At 74.0% G+C, this 17,297-nt stretch carries 13 protein-coding genes; 7 read left to right on the top strand and 6 right to left on the bottom strand.

Annotated features, from left to right (window positions below):
* Positions 1-133 precede the first annotated feature (133 nt).
* The 3 genes from STRCI_RS07290 to STRCI_RS07280 are packed head-to-tail and all read left to right on the top strand — an operon-like array spanning position 134 to position 3,269.
* Positions 134-1,264, top strand: coding sequence for a glycosyltransferase family 4 protein (locus STRCI_RS07290; protein WP_269658031.1), 1,131 nt, complete (start codon positions 134-136; stop codon positions 1,262-1,264).
* Positions 1,261-2,421, top strand: coding sequence for a glycosyltransferase (locus STRCI_RS07285; RefSeq protein ID WP_269658030.1), 1,161 nt, complete (start codon positions 1,261-1,263; stop codon positions 2,419-2,421). The genes STRCI_RS07290 and STRCI_RS07285 overlap by 4 nt, the downstream gene beginning before the upstream one ends.
* Positions 2,418-3,269, top strand: coding sequence for an SGNH/GDSL hydrolase family protein (locus tag STRCI_RS07280; RefSeq protein ID WP_269658029.1), 852 nt, complete (start codon positions 2,418-2,420; stop codon positions 3,267-3,269). Before STRCI_RS07285 ends, STRCI_RS07280 begins: the two co-directional genes overlap by 4 nt.
* A 9-nt stretch (positions 3,270-3,278) precedes the next feature.
* Here the strand turns inward: STRCI_RS07280 and STRCI_RS07275 are convergent, their stop codons facing one another.
* From STRCI_RS07275 to STRCI_RS07255, 5 genes are read right to left on the bottom strand one after another with little or no spacing between them, the layout of a single operon-like run.
* Positions 3,279-4,148, bottom strand: a complete 870-nt coding sequence (locus STRCI_RS07275) for a 5-oxoprolinase subunit C family protein (RefSeq protein WP_269658028.1) — start codon at positions 4,146-4,148, stop codon at positions 3,279-3,281.
* Positions 4,145-4,786, bottom strand: a complete 642-nt coding sequence (locus STRCI_RS07270) for a 5-oxoprolinase subunit B family protein (protein WP_269658027.1) — start codon at positions 4,784-4,786, stop codon at positions 4,145-4,147. Before STRCI_RS07270 ends, STRCI_RS07275 begins: the two co-directional genes overlap by 4 nt.
* On the bottom strand, positions 4,783-5,541 hold the full coding sequence (locus STRCI_RS07265) for a LamB/YcsF family protein (RefSeq protein WP_269658026.1): 759 nt from the start codon (positions 5,539-5,541) through the stop codon (positions 4,783-4,785). The genes STRCI_RS07270 and STRCI_RS07265 overlap by 4 nt, the downstream gene beginning before the upstream one ends.
* Before the next feature lie 10 nt (positions 5,542-5,551).
* On the bottom strand, positions 5,552-6,382 hold the full coding sequence (locus STRCI_RS07260) for a putative hydro-lyase (protein WP_269658025.1): 831 nt from the start codon (positions 6,380-6,382) through the stop codon (positions 5,552-5,554).
* The gene (locus STRCI_RS07255; RefSeq protein WP_269658024.1) at positions 6,379-7,704 is read right to left on the bottom strand and encodes an MFS transporter; all 1,326 of its coding nucleotides are present in this window, start codon (positions 7,702-7,704) and stop codon (positions 6,379-6,381) included. The genes STRCI_RS07260 and STRCI_RS07255 overlap by 4 nt, the downstream gene beginning before the upstream one ends.
* Positions 7,705-7,876: 172 nt before the next feature.
* On the opposite strand from STRCI_RS07255, the gene STRCI_RS07250 reads away from it, so the two are divergent.
* The 4 genes from STRCI_RS07250 to STRCI_RS07235 are packed head-to-tail and all read left to right on the top strand — an operon-like array spanning position 7,877 to position 15,740.
* A complete protein-coding gene (locus tag STRCI_RS07250) occupies positions 7,877-8,581 on the top strand; it encodes a GntR family transcriptional regulator (RefSeq protein ID WP_269658023.1) in 705 nt (234 codons plus the stop codon).
* A 59-nt stretch (positions 8,582-8,640) separates the two neighbouring features.
* On the top strand, positions 8,641-10,167 hold the full coding sequence (locus STRCI_RS07245; RefSeq protein WP_269658022.1) for a hypothetical protein: 1,527 nt from the start codon (positions 8,641-8,643) through the stop codon (positions 10,165-10,167).
* A gap of 49 nt (positions 10,168-10,216) precedes the next feature.
* Entirely contained in the window at positions 10,217-11,098 is an 882-nt protein-coding gene (locus tag STRCI_RS07240; RefSeq protein ID WP_269658021.1) for a hypothetical protein, read from the top strand.
* Positions 11,099-11,135: 37 nt separating this feature from the next.
* A complete protein-coding gene (locus STRCI_RS07235) occupies positions 11,136-15,740 on the top strand; it encodes a coiled-coil domain-containing protein (protein ID WP_269658020.1) in 4,605 nt (1,534 codons plus the stop codon).
* Here the strand turns inward: STRCI_RS07235 and STRCI_RS07230 are convergent.
* A complete protein-coding gene (locus tag STRCI_RS07230) occupies positions 15,737-17,293 on the bottom strand; it encodes a GMC family oxidoreductase (RefSeq protein ID WP_269658019.1) in 1,557 nt (518 codons plus the stop codon). The genes STRCI_RS07235 and STRCI_RS07230 overlap by 4 nt on opposite strands.
* Positions 17,294-17,297 lie beyond the last annotated feature (4 nt).

The following is a 17,297-nucleotide window of genomic DNA, read 5'->3' as shown; positions in this document are numbered from 1 at the left end:
GGTGACCCGCGGGTCAGGCGGGCATGGACACTGCCTGACCTGCTCGGGTGTGCAGCGGAACGCTCATGGGACGTTCCCTGTTCGGAAAGATCCACGTTGACGCGGCCACGTCCAGTACGGCGACAACACCGGTATGCGTGTCGTCATCGTGACCGAATCCTTTCCCCCCGACGTGAACGGCGTGGCCCACTGCGCGCTCCAGACCGCCCGACACCTCGTCGATCGCGGTCACGCCCCCGTCGTCGTCGCCCCGGCCCCCGCCCCCGGGAGCAAGCTCGGCGCGCTCGCCGCGCCGTGCCCCGTCGTCCATGTCCCCTCCCTTCCGCTTCCCGGCTACCCCCAGGTGCGCGTCGCTCTCCCCAGCAGGCGCCTGGCCTCGACGCTTATCGAGCACAACGCCGACATGGTCCACCTGGCCAGTCCCTTCGTCATCGGCGTCCGCGGCATGGCCGCCGCGGCCCGGCTCGGCATCCCCGCCGTCGCCGTCTACCAGACCGACCTGGCCGGATACGCCCGCACCTACATGGGCGCGGGCGAGGCGGCGGCCTGGCGGCGCATCCGCTCCGTGCACTCCGCCGCCGACCTCACCCTCGCCCCGTCCAGTGCCTCCCTGCGTGATCTGGAGGCCCACGGCGTGCCCCGGGTCAAGCTGTGGCCGCGCGGCGTGGACACCGTCCGCTTCCGCCCCGACCTGCGCGACGAGGCACTGCGCCGGGAACTCGCGCCCAACGGCGAGCTGATCGTCGGCTACGTCGGCCGGCTCGCCCCCGAGAAGCACATCGAGCTGCTCGCCGGCGCCTGCCGGCTGGACGGCGTCAAGCTCGTCGTCGTGGGCGACGGGCCGAGCCGCCCGAACCTGGAGCAGGCGCTGCCCGGCGCCGTCTTCCTGGGCCGCCGCACCGGCGACGACCTCGCCCGGATCTTCGCCTCCCTGGACGTCTTCGCACACACCGGGCCCTTCGAGACCTTCTGCCAGACCGTGCAGGAGGCCATGGCCAGCGGAGTGCCCGTCGTCGCGCCCGCCGTCGGCGGACCGCTGGACCTGGTCGCCCACGGGCACACCGGCCTGCTGTTCCCGGCAGGCGACGCCGACGCTCTGCGCGAGGCGGTGGCGGCCCTCCAGGCCGATCCCGCGCTGCGCGCCGCGTACGGCTCCGCCGCGCGGGAGATGGTCGAGGGGCGCACCTGGGCGGCCGTCGGCGACCAGCTCATCGGCCATTACGCGGATGTGCTGGCCGGTCGCAGGGCGAGGGTGGCGGCGTGAGCGAGCCACTGCGCATCGTCCGGCTCGCGAACTTCGTCGCGCCCTCCTCCGGCGGGCTGCGCACGGCGCTGCGCGAACTCGGCAAGGGCTTCAAGACGGCCGGGCACGAACCCGTGCTCATCGTGCCCGGCGAGCGCCACACCGACCAGGAGACCGAGCAGGGCCGGGTCATCACCCTGCCCGGACCGCTGCTGCCCGGCACCGGCGGCTACCGGGTCCTGACCGACAGGCGGCGCGTGGCCGCCCTCCTGGAGGAGCTGGCCCCGGACCGCCTGGAGGTGTCCGACCGGACGACCCTCAGGTGGACCGGCAAATGGGCGCGACGCGCGCGCGTGCCCGCCGTGATGGTCTCCCACGAGACCGCCGACGGCGTCCTGCGCACCTGGGGCCTGTCCGAGGGCGCGGCCCGCCGCGCCGCCGACGCCCTCAACGTCCGTACCGCCCACACCTACTCACGCGTGGTGTGCACCACGGAGTTCGCCGAGCGGGAGTTCGTGCGGATCGGCGCCCGGAACGTCGTACGGGCCCCGCTCGGCGTCGACCTGGTGCAGCGGCATCCCGCGCTGCGCGACGCGGGGCTTCGGGCCCGGCACGCGCATGTGGCCGAGGCGCTCCTCGTCACCTGCACCCGGCTGTCCGTGGAGAAGCGGCCCGGGACCGCGCTCGACGCGCTGGAGGCGCTCCTCGCCCGCGGGCGGCGGGCGGTGCTGGTCATCGCCGGGGACGGGCCGCTCAGGCCGCGTCTCGAACAGCGGGCCCGGGAGCGCGGGCTGCCGGTGACCTTCCTCGGGCACGTCTCCGACCGGGCCATGCTCGGGGCGCTCCAGGCGTCCGCCGACGTGTGCCTGGCGCCGGGGCCCGCGGAGACCTTCGGGCTCGCCGCGCTGGAGGCGATGGCGTGCGGGACGCCGGTGGCGGTGAGCACGTCGTCCGCGCTGCCGGAGGTGATCGGCTCCGCCGGGGCCGCGGCCGCGGACCACGGGGAGGGCTTCGCCGACGCCGTGGAGGAGCTCCTCGGGCGTCCCGAGGAGGAGCGGCGGGAGGCGGCACGGGCGCGTGCCGAGTGCTTCGGCTGGGACACGGCGGTCACGGCCTTCCTCACCGCGCACGACGCGCCCCTCCCCGGGCGGGACCGGGTGCCGGAGGGCGTCGTATGAGACCCCTGCGCTTCGTCGCCCTCGGGGACTCGCTGACCGAGGGCGTGGGGGATCCCGTCGGGGACGGGTGGCGCGGCTGGGCCGCGCTGCTCGCCGGCGGGCTCGCCGAACAGCCCGTGGACTTCACCAACCTCGCCGTCAGCGGGGCGCAGACCCGGGACGTACTGGAACGGCAACTGTCCGAAGCGCTGGACCTGCGCCCCGACGTGGTGTCCGTCGTCGTCGGCGTGAACGACACCCTGCGCTGCACCTTCGACATCCAGGCCGTGGCCGCCCGGCTGGACCAGGTGTACGCGGCGCTCACCGCGCGGGGCGCCGTCGTACTGACGGCCTGTCTGCCGGACCCGGGCGCGATGCTCGGCCTTCCGGGGGCGCTGGCGCGTCCGCTGGCCCGGCGGCAGCGGGCCGTCAACACGGTGGTGCACGCGCTGTCCGAGCGGTACGACGCGGTGCATCTGCACGCGTCCGAGGGCGCCTGGCTCACCGACCGTGCGATGTGGAGCGCGGACCGGCTGCATCCGGGGGAGCGGGGACACCGGCAGCTCGCGGTGCGGTTCCACGCGCTGCTGGCCGAGGGCGGGCTGGCCACGGGCCTCGCGCCGTCGCCGGAGCCCGAGTTCCCGGCGCCCACCAAGTCGGCGAGCCTGTGGTGGCTGGCCACCGCGGGCACGGGGTGGGTGGTGCGGCGGTGCACCGATCTGCTGCCTCAGCTGCTGACGCTGGCGGCCTCCGAGATGCGGCACCGCGCGCGCGGGACGAGCGCCCGGCTCGATCTGCGGACGGCCCACGCGGTGTCGGCGGCGTTGGCCGCGCTGTCGGTGGCGGAGCAGCAGCCGGACGCCGCGTGATGCCGTGCGTCAGTTCCGTCGCACCGCTGTGAAGCGGACCGGCGTCCCGGGCACGGCCTGCGCCGCGGCCGGCAGATCCCCGGCCCGGACCACCGCGATCACCGGGTAGCCCCCCGTGGTCGGGTGGTCCGCCAGGAACACCACCGGCCGGCCGTCCGGAGGGACCTGGACCGCGCCCAGCACCATGCCCTCGCTGGGGAGCTCGCCGGGGACGGCCCGCTCCAGCGCGGGGCCCTGGGTGCGCAGGCCGATGCGGTTGCTCGCGGGGGAGACCTGGTACGTGCGTGAGGTGAAGGTCCTGACGACCTCGGGCGTGAACCAGTCGTCGCGGGGGCCGAGGGTCACCCGCAGGACCAGTTCCGCGGGCGGGGACGGCTGGGGGGCCAGGTCCACGCGCGCGTGGAGGGCGATCGGCGCGCCGAGGGGCAGCACCGTGCCGTCCGCCAGCGGCGCGGGGCCCAGGCCGGACAGCAGGTCCGTGGAGCGGCTGCCGAGGACCGGGTCCACGGTGACACCGCCGCCGAAGGCCACGTAGCTGCGGATGCCGGAGCGGGCGGCGCCGATGTCCAGTACGGCTCCGGCGGGCACGCGCACCGGCCCGCCCCAGGCGACCGGGCGGCCGTCCACCGTGACCGCGCAGGGGGCTCCCGTGACGGCCGCGGTGACCGTCGAACGCGGGCGTACGGCGACGCCGTTGAGCGTGGTCTCCAGCACCGCCGCCTCGGGCGCGTTGCCCACCAGCCGGTTCGCCAGGGCCGCGGCGGGCCCGTCGAGCGCGCCGGAGCGGGGCACGCCGAGGTGGGCGTGGCCGGGGCGGCCGAGGTCCTGGACGGTGGTGAGGGCCCCCGCGCGTACGACGGCCAGGGCGCGGTCGGTCATGCGGGCCTCGCCGAGGTCGGGGGCGCCGCGGTCACCGGGACGAAGCGCACGCGTGTGCCCGGTGACAGGAGCGCGGCCGGTACACGTGCGTGGTCCCACAGGACGGCGTCCGTGGTGCCGATCAGCTGCCAGCCGCCCGGCGAGGAGCGGGGGTAGACGCCCGTGTACGGACCGGCGAGCGCCACCGAACCGGGCGGGACGGCGGTGCGCGGAGTGGCCCGGCGCGGTACGTCGTGGTGCGGCGGCAGACCCGTCAGATAGCCGAAGCCGGGGGCGAAACCGCAGAAGGCGACCGTGAACTCGGTGGCCGCGTGAATACGGGCCACCTCCTCGGCCCCGACGCCCCAGTGCGCGGCGACGTCCGCCAGGTCCGGGCCGTTGTAGCGGACCGGGAGTTCGACGACGTCCCGCGCGCGTGGGGGCGCGGTGGGCACGTCGGAGGCGGTGAGTTCGGAGGCCAGCCGGGCCGGGTCGGTGACACCGTCGAGCAGGACGGTGCGGGCGGCCGGGACGATCTCGCGGACGGACAGCGAGCCCTCCGCGCGGCGGCGCAGCAGGTCCGCGTGGAGGGCCTGGGCCTGCTCGCCCGAGGCCACCTCGATCAGGAGGGCGTCGCCGCCGACGCGCAGCGCCCTCATACGAAGGCCTCCACCCGGACCCCCGACCGCTGGAGGCGCTCACGGACCCGGCGGGCCAGGTCCACCGCGCCGGGCGTGTCGCCGTGCAGGCACAGGGAGCGGGCCCGCATCTGGATGCGCGTCCCGCAGTGGGCGTCGACCTCGCCGAAGCGGGCCATGCGAACGGAGCGCGCCACGACGGCGTCCGGGTCGGTGACGACGGCGCCCTCCCGGTCGCGCGGGACGAGTGTGCCCTGGTCGGTGTAGGCGCGGTCCGCGAACGCCTCCGTGACCGTCGGCAGCCCCGCCTTGGCGGCCAGCTCCAGCAGGCGGGAGCCGGGCAGCCCGAGCACGGACAGCGTGGCGCCGGCGAGCAGTACCCCGTCGACGACCGCGCCCGCCTGTTCCTCGTCGTGCACGACCCGGTTGTAGAGCGCGCCGTGCGGCTTGACGTACGACACGCGCGTGCCCGCCGCGCGGGCGAAGACCTCCAGCGCGCCGATCTGGTACGCCACCTCGGCCGTGAGTTCCGCGGGCGGCACGTCCATCGCGCGCCGCCCGAACCCCGCCAGGTCCCGGTAGGAGACCTGGGCGCCGATCCGCACCCCGCGCGTGGCCGCCAGCTCGCACACCCGCCGCATGGTGGCCGCGTCCCCGGCGTGGAAGCCGCAGGCCACGTTGGCGCTGGTGACGACGGACAGCAGCTGTTCGTCGTCGGTGAGCCGCCAGCGGCCGAAGCCCTCGCCGAGGTCGGCGTTCAGATCGATCGCGGTCATGGTTCTCCTGTCAGGCGGCGCTCAGCACGCGGTACTGCGCGTCCCGGGCGTCGGTGAGGAACATCTGGCCCGGCGCGTGGGTGATCGCGAACGGCGGCCGGGAAGCCGTCACGGCGGCCTGCGGGGTCACTCCGCAGGCCCAGAACACCGGGATGTCGTCCGGCGCGATCTCCACCGGGTCCCCGAAGTCGGGGTGGCCGAGGTCGCCGATGCCGAGCACCGAGGGGTCGCCGCAGTGCACGGGACCGCCGTGCACCGCCGGGAGCAGACTGCTCTCCCGGATCGCCGCCGCCAGATGCTCCGGCGGCACCGGGCGCATCGACACCACCATGGGTCCGTGCAGCCGCCCCGCCGACCTGCACTGACGGTCCGTCATATACATCGGGACGTTCCGCCCCTGCTCGATATGGCGGATGGGGACGCCCGCCTCGGTCAGCGCCCACTCGAAGGTGAAGCTGCACCCGATCAGGAACGACACCAGATCGTCCCGCCAGTGCGCCCGCACGTCCGTCGGCTCGGCCACCAGCTCGCCGTCCCGCCAGACCCGGTAGCGGGGCAGATCGGTGCGCAGATCCGCGCCGTCGGCCAGGACGGTCGTGTGCGACCCGGCGTCCGTGACGTCGAGCACCGGACGCGGCTTGGGGTTGCGCTGGCAGAACAGCAGCATGTCGTACGCCCAGTCCGCGGGCACCGAGATCAGGTTGACCTGGGTGTGGCCCGCCGCGACCCCGGCCGTGGGGCCTGTCAGCCCCGCGCGGAAGCGGGTGCGGGCCTCCGCCGGCCGCCACGCGTGCGCGTGCGCGTCGACGTGGAGCAGTGGGCGGTCGCCGATGCGGTTCACGCGAGCTCCTTCCCGCGCGTCTCCGGCAGCCCGAGCAGCGCCAGCGCCGCCAGGGCGTACCCGATCGCCCCGAAGACCAGCGCGCCGCCCACGCCCCAGCTGTCCGCCAGGAAGCCGACCGTGGTCGGGAAGACCGCGCCCACCGCGCGGCCGGTGTTGTACGTGAAGCCCTGCCCGGTGCCGCGCACCGCCGTCGGGTACAGCTCGCTCAGGAAGGACCCGAAGCCGCTGAAGATCGCCGACATGCAGAACCCGAGCGGGAAGCCCAGCACCAGCAGCAGGGTGTTGGCGCCGCTCGGGATGTTCGCGTACGCCAGGATGCAGAGCGCCGACAGCAGCGCGAACAGCCAGATGTTGCGGCGCCTGCCGAGCCGGTCGGTGAGATAGCCGCCGGTCAGATAGCCGAGGAAGGCGCCCGAGATCAGGAAGGTCAGATAGCCGCCCGTGCCGACGACCGACAGACCGCGCTCCGTCTTCAGATAGGTCGGCACCCATGTGGCCAGGGTGTAGTAGCCGCCTTGGACTCCGGTGGAGAGCAGCACGGCGAACACCGTGGTGCGCAGCAGGCCCGGCGATCCGGCGGTGCCCCTCTTGAAGATCGCGGCGAACGAGCCCTTCCCGGCGCTCCGTTCCCGTACCGCCACCGCCTGGGGCGCGTCGTGCACCCGGCGCCGCATCCAGACCACGAGCAGCGCGGGCAGCGCGCCGGTCCAGAACATCACGCGCCAGGCGAGGTCGTCGTCGAGCAGCGAGAACACCAGCGTGTACATGATCGCGGCGAGCGCCCAGCCGACGGCCCAGGAACTCTGGATCGCGCCGAGGGTGCGGCCGCGGTGCTTGGCGCTCGCGTACTCGGCGACCAGGATCGCGCCGACGGCCCACTCGCCGCCGAAACCCAGGCCCTGGAGCGCGCGGAAGACCAGCAGCGTCTCGTAGTTGGGCGCGAAACCGCAGGCGACCGTGAACACCGCGTAGGTGACGACGGTGATCATCAGTGCCTTGACCCGGCCGATCCGGTCCGCCACCACGCCCGCGAGCGCGCCGCCGACCGCGGAGACGACCAGCGTGACCGTGGTGAACAGGCCGGTCTGGCCGCTGTCCAGGCCGAAGTACGCGGCCAGCGCCACCATGCTCAGCGGCAGCGTGAAGTAGTCGTAGGAGTCCAGGGCATAGCCGCCGAAGGCGCCGGCGAAGGCGCGTCGGCCGCGCGGTCCCAGGGCGCGCAGCCAGCCCAGGGCGCCGTCGTCGGGGGCGTGTTCGGCGGCCGGCCGGGTGCCGGAGGCGGTCGAGGCGGGGCTGGTGTTGGTCGGGGTCGTGCTCATGTGCACCTCGCAGAGGGAGGACGGAGGGTGCTGGGGACTGAGCCGTGCCGTGCGGAAGTGAGCGGCGCCGCGGTGAGGGAGGCGGCGCCGTGCGTAGCAAGGTAGAGGATCGTTGAACGATCCCTCAATACCCACGTTGTTTCGTTCTTGTATCTGCGATTGAATTCCGGGCATGGCAGAGCAGCTGACGGGTCTGGCCGACGACCGTGCCCTCCTCGGGCGCACCAGCACCGCCGAGCGGGTCTCGGACATCCTCCGGGCCCGGATCGCCGAGGGGTACTTCCCGCCCGGCACGCGGCTGTCGGAGGACAGCATCGGCGGCGCCCTCGGGGTCTCCCGCAACACGCTGCGCGAGTCGTTCCGGCTGCTCACGCATGAACGCCTGCTGGTCCACGAGCTGAACCGGGGTGTCTTCGTCCGGGTCCTGACGGTCGAGGACGTCGAGGACATCTACCGCACCCGGATGCTCGTCGAGTGCGCGGTCGTGCGCGGGCTCGGGGAGCCGCCGTACGGGCTGGGCGATCTTGAGGGGGCCGTCGGGGAGGGGCAGCGGGCGGCGCGCGAAGGTGACTGGAACGGAGTGGGTACGGCCAATATCCACTTCCACCGGGAGCTGGTGGCCCTGGCGGGCAGCGACCGCACCGACGAGCTGATGCGCAGCGTCTTCGCCGAACTGCGGCTCGCGTTCCATGTCGTGGACGACCCGCGGCGGCTGCACGAGCCCTATCTGGTCCGGAACCTGGAAATACTCCAGGCGCTCCAGGGTGGCGACCGGGACAAGGCGGAGCGGCTTCTCGCGGTGTACCTCGAGGACTCGCTGCGGCGGGTGGTGGAGGTCTACCGGCGTCGGGTGGGGGAGGGCGTCCCGCCTGGGTGACGGCGGGGGCATCTGAGTCGTTTGGGTCGTTGTCAGACCAAGGACCTAGTCTGTGCACCGTGACTTCGCCTGCATCGACGGACAGCGTTCCGCCCCAGCTCAGCGCGGGGCCGCGGCCCGCGCCGGGCCCGGCCGCCGACGAGGGACTGGCGCGGCGCCTGCGCGCGCTCGCCTGCACCGCCCCGCTGCACGACCTGGACGCGCGCAAGGCGAACCTGGCCGGCGAGTACTCGGTGTACGGCATGGCGGAGGTGGCGCTCGCCGCCATCGATCTGGTCACCCTGAACATGGACTTCGACACGGGCGCCGACCACGACCAGATAGTGGCCCGGCTCATCCCGCGCATCGCCGCCCAGGCCCCGCGGCGGCCCGTCGCCGAGCACGAGCGCGTGGCGCGCTGGGTGCTGGAGAACCTGATCAACGTCGGCAGTGTCGACCGTGGATTCCGCGCCGTCTACGGCACATTCGCCCCTGACGGGACATATGTCCGCCGGGACTACGACTTCAAGTTGATCGAGGAGGTGCCGGGCCCCGGCGGCACGGTGTACCTCCGCACCACGGACGAAGCGGTCAACGTCCTCGTCGGCGCGCTGGACACCGATGTCACCAGCGCCCAGATCGCCGCCGAGGTCAAGCTGGAGGTGCTGATCAGCCGGGGGCGCCTCGCCGACGCCCAGCTCGCCGCCGAGCAGGCCCGCTACCGGACCGTGCAGTACTCCGAAACCCTGCGCAGGGCTCTGGACGCGACCCGGCGCAACGTCCGCGCGGTGGACTGGCTCCAGACGGTGCCCGACATGATCGCCGAGGCACTCGATCACGTCGCCGACCGGTACCGCCACGAGAACGCGATCCTCACCAACATCCGCAAGGCCCGGGACGAGTCCGAGGACCCCGAGCACAAGCGCCGCGCCGCCGAACTCGTCGACATCGTCAAGGACTGCATCCGGCGGCACACGCAATTGCAGTCCCGCCTGCTGGAGGCCGGGCCGCTGTTCCGCGCGGAGCAGGACCGCCAGGCCTTCGCGACCCCCATGACAACTTCGGGGATCGATCTCTACGGCCATCTCGTCGCGCCCGTGCTGCCGTTGCCCGTGGAGCAGGCCGTGCGGGTCACGGACGCGTTCTTCGCGCGCGGGACCGGGCTGCGGACACCGGTGTCGGTACGGGTCGCCGACCTGGTGGACATACTGCTGACGCCGCCGGTGGAGCGGGAGCACCTGGGCGCGGAGATGCCCGAGCCGGACCTCATCGCCACCCCGGACGACAGCCGGTTCAGTGAGGAACAGCTCGCTGCGGCGATGGAGCTGCTGGACCTGCCGGCGGACGCGCCGCGTCGGCTGTCGGGGCTGCTGGCGCAGGCGCGTCGGTCGGATCCCGATCTGCCGTATCTCGTCGCCCTGTTGGCCGTGCACGCGGCCAGTCCGGCGGTCGGGACCGCCTATCGGCAGGGCGAGGAGAAGCTGTTGTTCGCCGTGGACGACGGGACCGAGCTGGACGATCCGGAGTTCGGTGGGGCGGATCTGATCGTGGGGACCGCTTTGCTGGACGCGGCCGGGATGGCGGCGGACAGGACGGAAGCGGCATGAGCCGAGAAACGACACAGGGTCGACTGACAGCACAGCAAGGAGACCGACCGTGACCGAGCACGTCGAGTGGAGCGAGCCGGAGGCCGCTGCCCCCGTCGCCGGTGCCGCCGTCACGCCCGCCGACGCCGCCGACGCCGCGCGTCTTGTCGCGTTCGGCCTCCAGCCGAAGCTGCAGCCCGCGCGGGACCAGGAGTACACCGAGCTGCTGCGGCGCTACCGCGAGGACCCGCCGTTCGCCCGGCTCGCGGACGCCGTGGCCGCCGGGCTCGGCCTGATCGTGCTGGAGGTCTCCCCGCGCGCGGGGATGGCGGTGACCGCCGCCGAGGACTCGGTGTTCGCGGTGCGTATGGGGGACTACTCCCGGCGCACCTCCGCCGACGGCGGCGACCGGTTCCTGCACGGCCTCGCCCATCTCGCGGTCGCCGCCATGGCGTTCCCGCGGCCCGAGGACCTTGCGGACGACGGCTACGTCGGGCGCGTCTCCGTCAACGGCGTCGACGCGTTCGTACGGCAGGCCTGCCGTCGGCTGGAGGAGCGGGCCGAGGTCCAGGGCGAGAACACCGATCCGGCCACCGACGCGCCCGGTCTGGAGGCCGCCTGGCGGATCTGGGCCAGACGCACCGCCACCGGCGCCACCAAGGACGCCCGTCGGCTCGCCGGGTCCACCACCGGCATCGTCGGCAAGGCCGTCGCGTTCCTCACCGACTCGGGGTTCCTCCAGCGCACGGGCGACGACAACGGCGGTACGTACCGCACGACGGCCCGCTACCAGCTCCAGGTCCGCGACATGGCGGGCAGCGCCGCCATGGCCGAGCTGCTGGACCTGGGCGTCGTCCCGGTCACCGACGGCTCGGCGACCCTGCTGCCGCCCGAGGAGACGGACGACCTGGACCTGGTGGCCGACGCCGGACTGCCGTTCCACTCCGCCTGAACACCCCCCACCTGCCGAAGACTTACGAGAGTCCGCCATGTACGAGCTGTCCCGGATCCGCCTCTACTCCATCGGTCCCGCCGGTGCGCGCTACGCCGACACCGTGCTTGACCTGCGAGGCGTGGGCGAGCCCGTGCCCGACCCCGCCCCCACCCAGGCGGAGTTCTTCGAGGAGGAGCCGGTCGGCCCGCCGCGCCGGCCCGCGCCCGCCGGCGTGCTGTTCCTGGAGAACGGCGGCGGCAAGTCGGTCCTGCTCAAACTGATCTTCTCGGTGATGCTGCCCGGCCACCGCAACACCCTCGGCGGCGCCAGCTCCGGAGTGCTGCGCAAGTTCCTGCTCGCCGACGACTGCGGCCATGTCGCCCTGGAGTGGCAGCACACCCTGACCGGTGAGTGCGTGGTGGTCGGCAAGGTGAGCGAGTGGCGCGGTCGGCAGGTCTCCAACGACCCGCGGAAGTTCGCCGAGGCCTGGTACTCCTTCCGGCCCGGCCCCGGGCTCTCGCTGGACAACCTGCCGGTCGCCGAGTCCACCGCCGTACGGCCGCCCGTCGAGGGAGCCTCCGGCGCGCAGGGGCGACGGCGCACCATGAAGGGCTTCCGGGACGCCCTCACCGAGGCAGGCAAGGCGTATCCGCATCTGGAGGTGCACTGGGAGGAGATCCACGACCGGTGGATCGAGCACCTCGGAGACCTCGGCCTCGACCCCGAACTCTTCCGCTACCAGCGGGAGATGAACGCCGACGAGGGCGAGGCCGCCGGCCTGTTCGCGGTGAAGAAGGACTCCGACTTCACCGACCTGCTGCTCCGCGCGGTCACCGACACCCGGGACACCGACGGGCTCGCCGACCTGGTCAGCGGCTTCGGCAACAAGCTCGGCCGACGCGCCGAGCTGATCGCCGAACGGGACTTCACCGCCGGGTCCGTCGATCTGCTCGGGCGGATCGTGGAGGCCGCCGGGACGCGCTCACGCGCGCGTGACATCCACGCCGGGGCCGAGCGCCGGACCCGGAACCTGGCCCGGCGGCTGTCCGCGCGCGGCGTCCAGGAGCGGGTGCGCGCCGCTGACCTCGCCCAGCGGGTGACCGCCGCCGCCTACGCCGTCACCCACGCCGAGGCCGGGCGGGGGCACAGCGCCCTGATCGCCGCCGAACTCGCCTACCGGCACGCCTCGCTGGCCCTCGCCGCCGCCGAGAAGTCGGCCGCCGCGCAGAAGCGCGAGCTGGCCGAGGCGCGCACCCTGCACTCCGCGTGGCAGGCCGCCGAGGCCGTGCTGCGCCACCGCGCCGCCGCCGACCGGGTCGCCCGCGTGGCCGCCGCCATCCAGGAGGCCGAGCGCGACGCGGCCCCCGCCCTCGCCGCCCGCGCGAAGGCCGCCGTCGATCTCGTACGCGCGTTGCACACGGCCGCGGAGAGCGCCGAGGCCCTCGCCAACGAGGGCGAGGAGCGGTCCGCGGCACTCCAGGAGGTCGGCGAGGCCGCCCACCGGGACGCCACCTCCGCCGCCACCGAGGCGCAGCGCGCCCGCAGCGAGATCGGGCACCTCAAGCAGCGCCTCACCGAGGTCGAGCAGGAGACGGCCGAGGCCGTGCGGGCCGGCTGGCTGGACGACAGCGCCCCCGACGCCGACCCGGCCCGTGCCGCGCTCGCCGCGAGCGACGCCGAGAAGAGCGCCGTGGCCGCCTGGGACACCGCGCGGGAGGCCTCCCGGCGGGCCTCCGAGCACGCGCGCGAGGCGGCCGGTACGGAGTCCCGCGCGGAGCTGACCGCGGCCCGCGCGTCGGACGCGGCGACAGCCGCGGAGCGGACCTACGACGCCGAGCGGCGGCTCGCCGAGGCCCTCGCGGCCGAGGAGAGGCTGGCGGACCTGCTCAGCCTCACCGGCTCGGCACGGACTTCGGTCCCGCAGCCCCGGCACGAGGACCGGAACGCGCTGAGCCCCGAGGAACTCGACCGGTTCGCCGACGAGCTGCGGGAACTCCTCGACGACGCCGTCTCCTCCGCCGAGCGGCAGCTCTTCGAGCTGCGGACGGCGGCGGCCGACGACTCCCGGATCCTCGGCGCCCTCGGCGACGGCGGGCTGCTGCCGCCGGGACCGGACGTGCTGGCCACCGTGGAGTTCCTCGGTGAGCACGGCATCCCCGCGCTGCCCGGCTGGCGCTATCTCGCCCAGGCCGTCGACCCCGCCGACCACGCGCGCGTGCTGGCCGCCCGGCCCGAACTGGTCGACGGCGTCATCATCACCGACCCCGACACGCACGCGCGGGCCCGCGAGACACTGAGCGACGCGGCCCTGCTGCCCCGGTCGGCCGTGGCCGTCGGCACCGCCGCCGCCCTCCTCGCGCCCACGCCGGGCGCCGACGCACGGAGCGGCGACGTCTTTCTCGTACCTCCGAACCCGGCCATGCACGACGAGCATGCCGCCGACGAGGAACGGCAGGCGCTGCGGGCGCGGGCGACCGAGCGGGACGGGGAGATCCGCACCCTCGCCGCCCGGCTCGGCAAGGACCGGGAGCTGGCCGCGCGCCTCGCTTCCTGGCGTACCGGCTGCCCGGCCGGACGGCTGGTCGAACTGGCCGAGGGCGCCCGGGAGGCGCGCGCGTTCGCCGAGGAGGCCGAGGCCGAACTGGCCGAGGCACGGACCGTACGCGCGGAGGCCGACGAGGTCGCCGCCGAGACCGGTCAGGTCCGCGACGAGCGGCAGGAGGCCGCGCAGAAGGCCCGGCGCGCCGCCGACGCCCTCGCCGGGCTCGCCTTCCGGCTGCGCGAGCGGGCCGGCTGGCAGGCCAAGCTGCGCGAACTGGCCGACGAGGCCGCCGAATCGGAGGCCCGCGCCCAGTCCTGTCTGGAGCGGGCCCGCGCCGCCGACGAGGACCGGCGCGCCGCCCAGCGCGCCGCCGACGACGCCCGCCGCACCGCGCGGGCCCTGCGCGCCGAGCGCTCCGAGATCGCGGGCGCCCCCGACGACGTACCGGAGACCGACACGGACGCCCCGAAGGCGTCGCTCCCCGCGCTGCGCGAGGCGTATCGGGCCGCCTCGCAGGTGTACGAGAAGGTCGGCGTCGGCGCCGACCTGCGGGCCGAGCAGGCGCGGGCGGAGAGCGACGAGAGCGCGGCGCACGCGGAACTGGACCGGCTCAGCAACAAGGTCCGTACCCGCGCGGAGCAGTTGCTCCAGTCGCCCGACGGCTCCGACGGGCCGTCCCGGCAGGCGGCCGCCGCCCGCGCGGAGGAGCTGGTGCAGCTCCTGGAGACCCGGATGTCGACCGCGAGCGAGCAGCTGGGCCGGCTGCGCGGCGAGGCCGAGCGGCACGCGCCCGAGGACGGCGAGGCGCACACCGAGCTGTCCGAGGAGCTCCAGCCGCGCGACGCCGAGCACGCCCAGGCGCTGCTGCGCACGGCCACCGCCGAACTGGCCACGCGCACCGAGGCGTTGGGCCAGGCCCGGGAGGCGCATTCCGAGCTGCTGGACGCCCACCGCGCCGCCGAGGACGCGGCCGGCGGCTTCGACGAGATCGCCGCGATGCTCCGCGACCTGCTGCGCGAGCACGCCCCGGACGAGGAGCAGGAGGAGCCCGAGCCGTACCCGGGCAGCCCGGAGGAGGCCCGGCAGTCCGCCGCCGAGGCCCGCCGCTCGCTGCGCGGCTGCGCCGCCGACCTCTCCGCCGCCGAGTCCGCCGTGCGCGAGGCGAGCGATGTGCTGGTCCGCCACGCCAACGCCACGCGGTACGAGCAGGTACGCACCCCCGCGCGGCAGCAGATCCGTGAGCTGCCCGCCTCCGCGCTGCCCGAGCACGCGCAGAAGTGGGCCGATGCCTTCGCGCCCCGACTGCGGGTCCTCACCGACGAGTTGGAACAGCTGGAGCGCAACCGGGACTCGATCGTGGACCGGCTGCGCGGCCTGGTGGAGTCGGCGCTCGCCACGCTCCGCTCCGCCCAGCGGCTGTCCCGGCTGCCCGAGGGTCTCGGCGAGTGGTCGGGACAGGAGTTCCTGCGCATCCGCTTCGAGGAGCCCGACCAGGCCACGCTCACCGAGCGGCTCGGCGAGGTGATCGACGAGGCCACCCGCGCGGCGGTGAAGAAGAACTCCGATCTGCGGCGGGACGGCATGTCCCTGCTGCTGCGCGGTGTCGGCGCCGCACTCCAGCCCAAGGGCATCGCCGTCGAGATCCTCAAGCCGGACGCGGTACTGCGCGCGGAGCGCGTGCCCGTCGGGCAGATGGGTGATGTGTTCTCCGGCGGCCAGCTCCTCACCGCGGCCATCGCGCTCTACTGCACGATGGCCGCCCTGAGGTCGAACGACCGAGGCCGCGACAAGCACCGGCACGCGGGCACGCTGTTCCTCGACAACCCCATCGGCCGCGCCAACGCGACCTATCTGCTGGAACTCCAGCGAGCGGTCTCGGACGCCCTCGGCGTGCAGCTGCTGTACACCACGGGTCTGTTCGACACCACCGCGCTCGCCGAGTTCCCGCTGGTCATCCGGTTGCGCAACGACGCCGACCTGAGGGCGGGCCTGAAGTACATCAGCGTGGAGGAACACCTGCGCCCGGGACTGCCGCAGCAGGCCCGGGCGGAGGAGGCGGTCCACAGTGAGATCACCGCGACGCGGATGTTCAAACGGCCCCAGGCTTCCCAGGGTTAGGCCCTCGCGTCCTCCTTCAGCAGGTCCGCGCACTTCTCGCCGATCATCATCGTCGTGATGCACGGATTGACGGTGACGAGATCGGGCATCACGGACCCGTCGGCCACCCGCAGTCCCTCGACCCCCTTGACCCGCAGCCGTGGGTCGAGCGGGGCCGTGGGATCGCCGGCCGCGCCCATCTTCACCGTGCAGGAGGGGTGGTAGACGGTGTTGTGGGTCTTGTGGATGTACTCCAGCAGCTCGTCGTCCGAGCGGACGTCCGGGCCCGGCGCCAGTTCCGCGCCCGCCCATCCGCTCAGGGCGGGCCGCGCGGCGATCCGGCGGGCGAGCCGGAGGCCGTAGGTCATCACACGGACGTCGTGCTCGTGCGTGAAGTACCGCGGGTCCACCTTCGGCTTGTCCCGGTAGTCACGGGTGCGCAGACGGACCGTGCCGCGGGACTTCGCGCGGGTGACGTTCGGGGTGAGGCAGAAGGCGTTCTCGGAGGTGGGAAAGCCGTGCCGGGCCGTGTTCATGTCGAACGGCACCGAGCCGTAGTGGAACATCAGGTCGGGTCGGTCCAGGCCCGGTTCGGTGTCGTAGAAGATGCCCGCCTCCCACCACTGGCTGGAGGTGGTCGGCATGGGCTGCCGGGCCTCCCACATGATGACGCCCTCGGGGTGGTCCTGGAGGTTCTTGCCGACGCCGGGCGCGTCCACCACGACCTCGACGCCGACCTCGCCGAGATGCCCGGCCGGGCCGATGCCGGACAGCATCAGCAGCTTCGGGGAGTCGATGGCCCCGCAGGAGACGATCACCTCGCGCCGGGCCCGTACCGCCCGGGTGTGGATCAGATCGGGGTCGAGGTACTCGGCGCCGACGCACCGCCGCCCCTCCAGGATCAGCTTCTTGGCGCGTACGCCCGTCCGCACCGCCAGATTCGGCCGCTTGCCCATGACCGGGTGGAGGTAGGCCACCGACGAGGACTGCCGGATGTTGTTCTCGTCGGAGTTGATCTGGAACCAGTTGGCGCCGCGGACCACCGTCGTACCGGTGTTGAAGGCTGTGGTGGGGATGCCTTCCTGCGCGCACGCCTCCAGCAGGGCCGCGCCGCACGGGTCCGCGCCCTTCAGCGTGCGCAGCTTCACCGGGCCGGTGCGGCCGTGGTGGTCGCCGGGGGCGTCGTTGCTCTCCAGGCGCCGGTAGAGCGGGAACAACTCGGCGGCGCTCCAGCCCGTACAGCCGCCCGCCGCCCAGTCGTCGAGATCCTCGGCCGGGGCCCAGAAGGCGATGCAGGAGTTGTGCGAGGAGCAGCCGCCGAGCACCTTGGCGCGGGCGTGGCGCATGAAGCTGTTGCCGCTGGCCTGCGGTTCGACCGGATAGTCCCAGTCGTAGCCGGACTCCAGCAGGCCCATCCAGCGCTCCAGTCTGAGGACGTCGTCGTCGCCGACGTCGCTCGGACCGGCCTCCAGGACGCACACCGTGACCGAGGGATCCTCCGACAGCCGGGCCGCCACGACATTGCCCGCGGTGCCGCCGCCGACGACGACGTAGTCGAACTCGTCGATCCTCATGAGG

Source organism: Streptomyces cinnabarinus (assembly GCF_027270315.1).
In the GTDB taxonomy this organism is placed as follows: Bacteria; Actinomycetota; Actinomycetes; order Streptomycetales; family Streptomycetaceae; genus Streptomyces; species Streptomyces cinnabarinus.
Note: the sequence above shows the minus strand (reverse complement) of the source record. Positions and strands in the feature narration are given on the sequence as shown.

Bases quoted from the DNA above. Each gene is read 5' to 3' on its own strand.
- STRCI_RS07290 (WP_269658031.1), top strand. From the start codon at position 134: ATGCGTGTCGTCATCGTGACCGAATCCTTTCCCCCCGACGTGAACGGC.
- STRCI_RS07230 (WP_269658019.1), bottom strand. From the start codon at position 17,293: ATGAGGATCGACGAGTTCGACTACGTCGTCGTCGGCGGCGGCACCGCG.
- STRCI_RS07250 (WP_269658023.1), top strand. From the start codon at position 7,877: ATGGCAGAGCAGCTGACGGGTCTGGCCGACGACCGTGCCCTCCTCGGG.
- STRCI_RS07265 (WP_269658026.1), bottom strand. From the start codon at position 5,541: ATGACCGCGATCGATCTGAACGCCGACCTCGGCGAGGGCTTCGGCCGC.
- STRCI_RS07270 (WP_269658027.1), bottom strand. From the start codon at position 4,786: ATGAGGGCGCTGCGCGTCGGCGGCGACGCCCTCCTGATCGAGGTGGCC.
- STRCI_RS07280 (WP_269658029.1), top strand. From the start codon at position 2,418: ATGAGACCCCTGCGCTTCGTCGCCCTCGGGGACTCGCTGACCGAGGGC.
- STRCI_RS07275 (WP_269658028.1), bottom strand. From the start codon at position 4,148: ATGACCGACCGCGCCCTGGCCGTCGTACGCGCGGGGGCCCTCACCACC.
- STRCI_RS07235 (WP_269658020.1), top strand. From the start codon at position 11,136: ATGTACGAGCTGTCCCGGATCCGCCTCTACTCCATCGGTCCCGCCGGT.
- STRCI_RS07255 (WP_269658024.1), bottom strand. From the start codon at position 7,704: ATGAGCACGACCCCGACCAACACCAGCCCCGCCTCGACCGCCTCCGGC.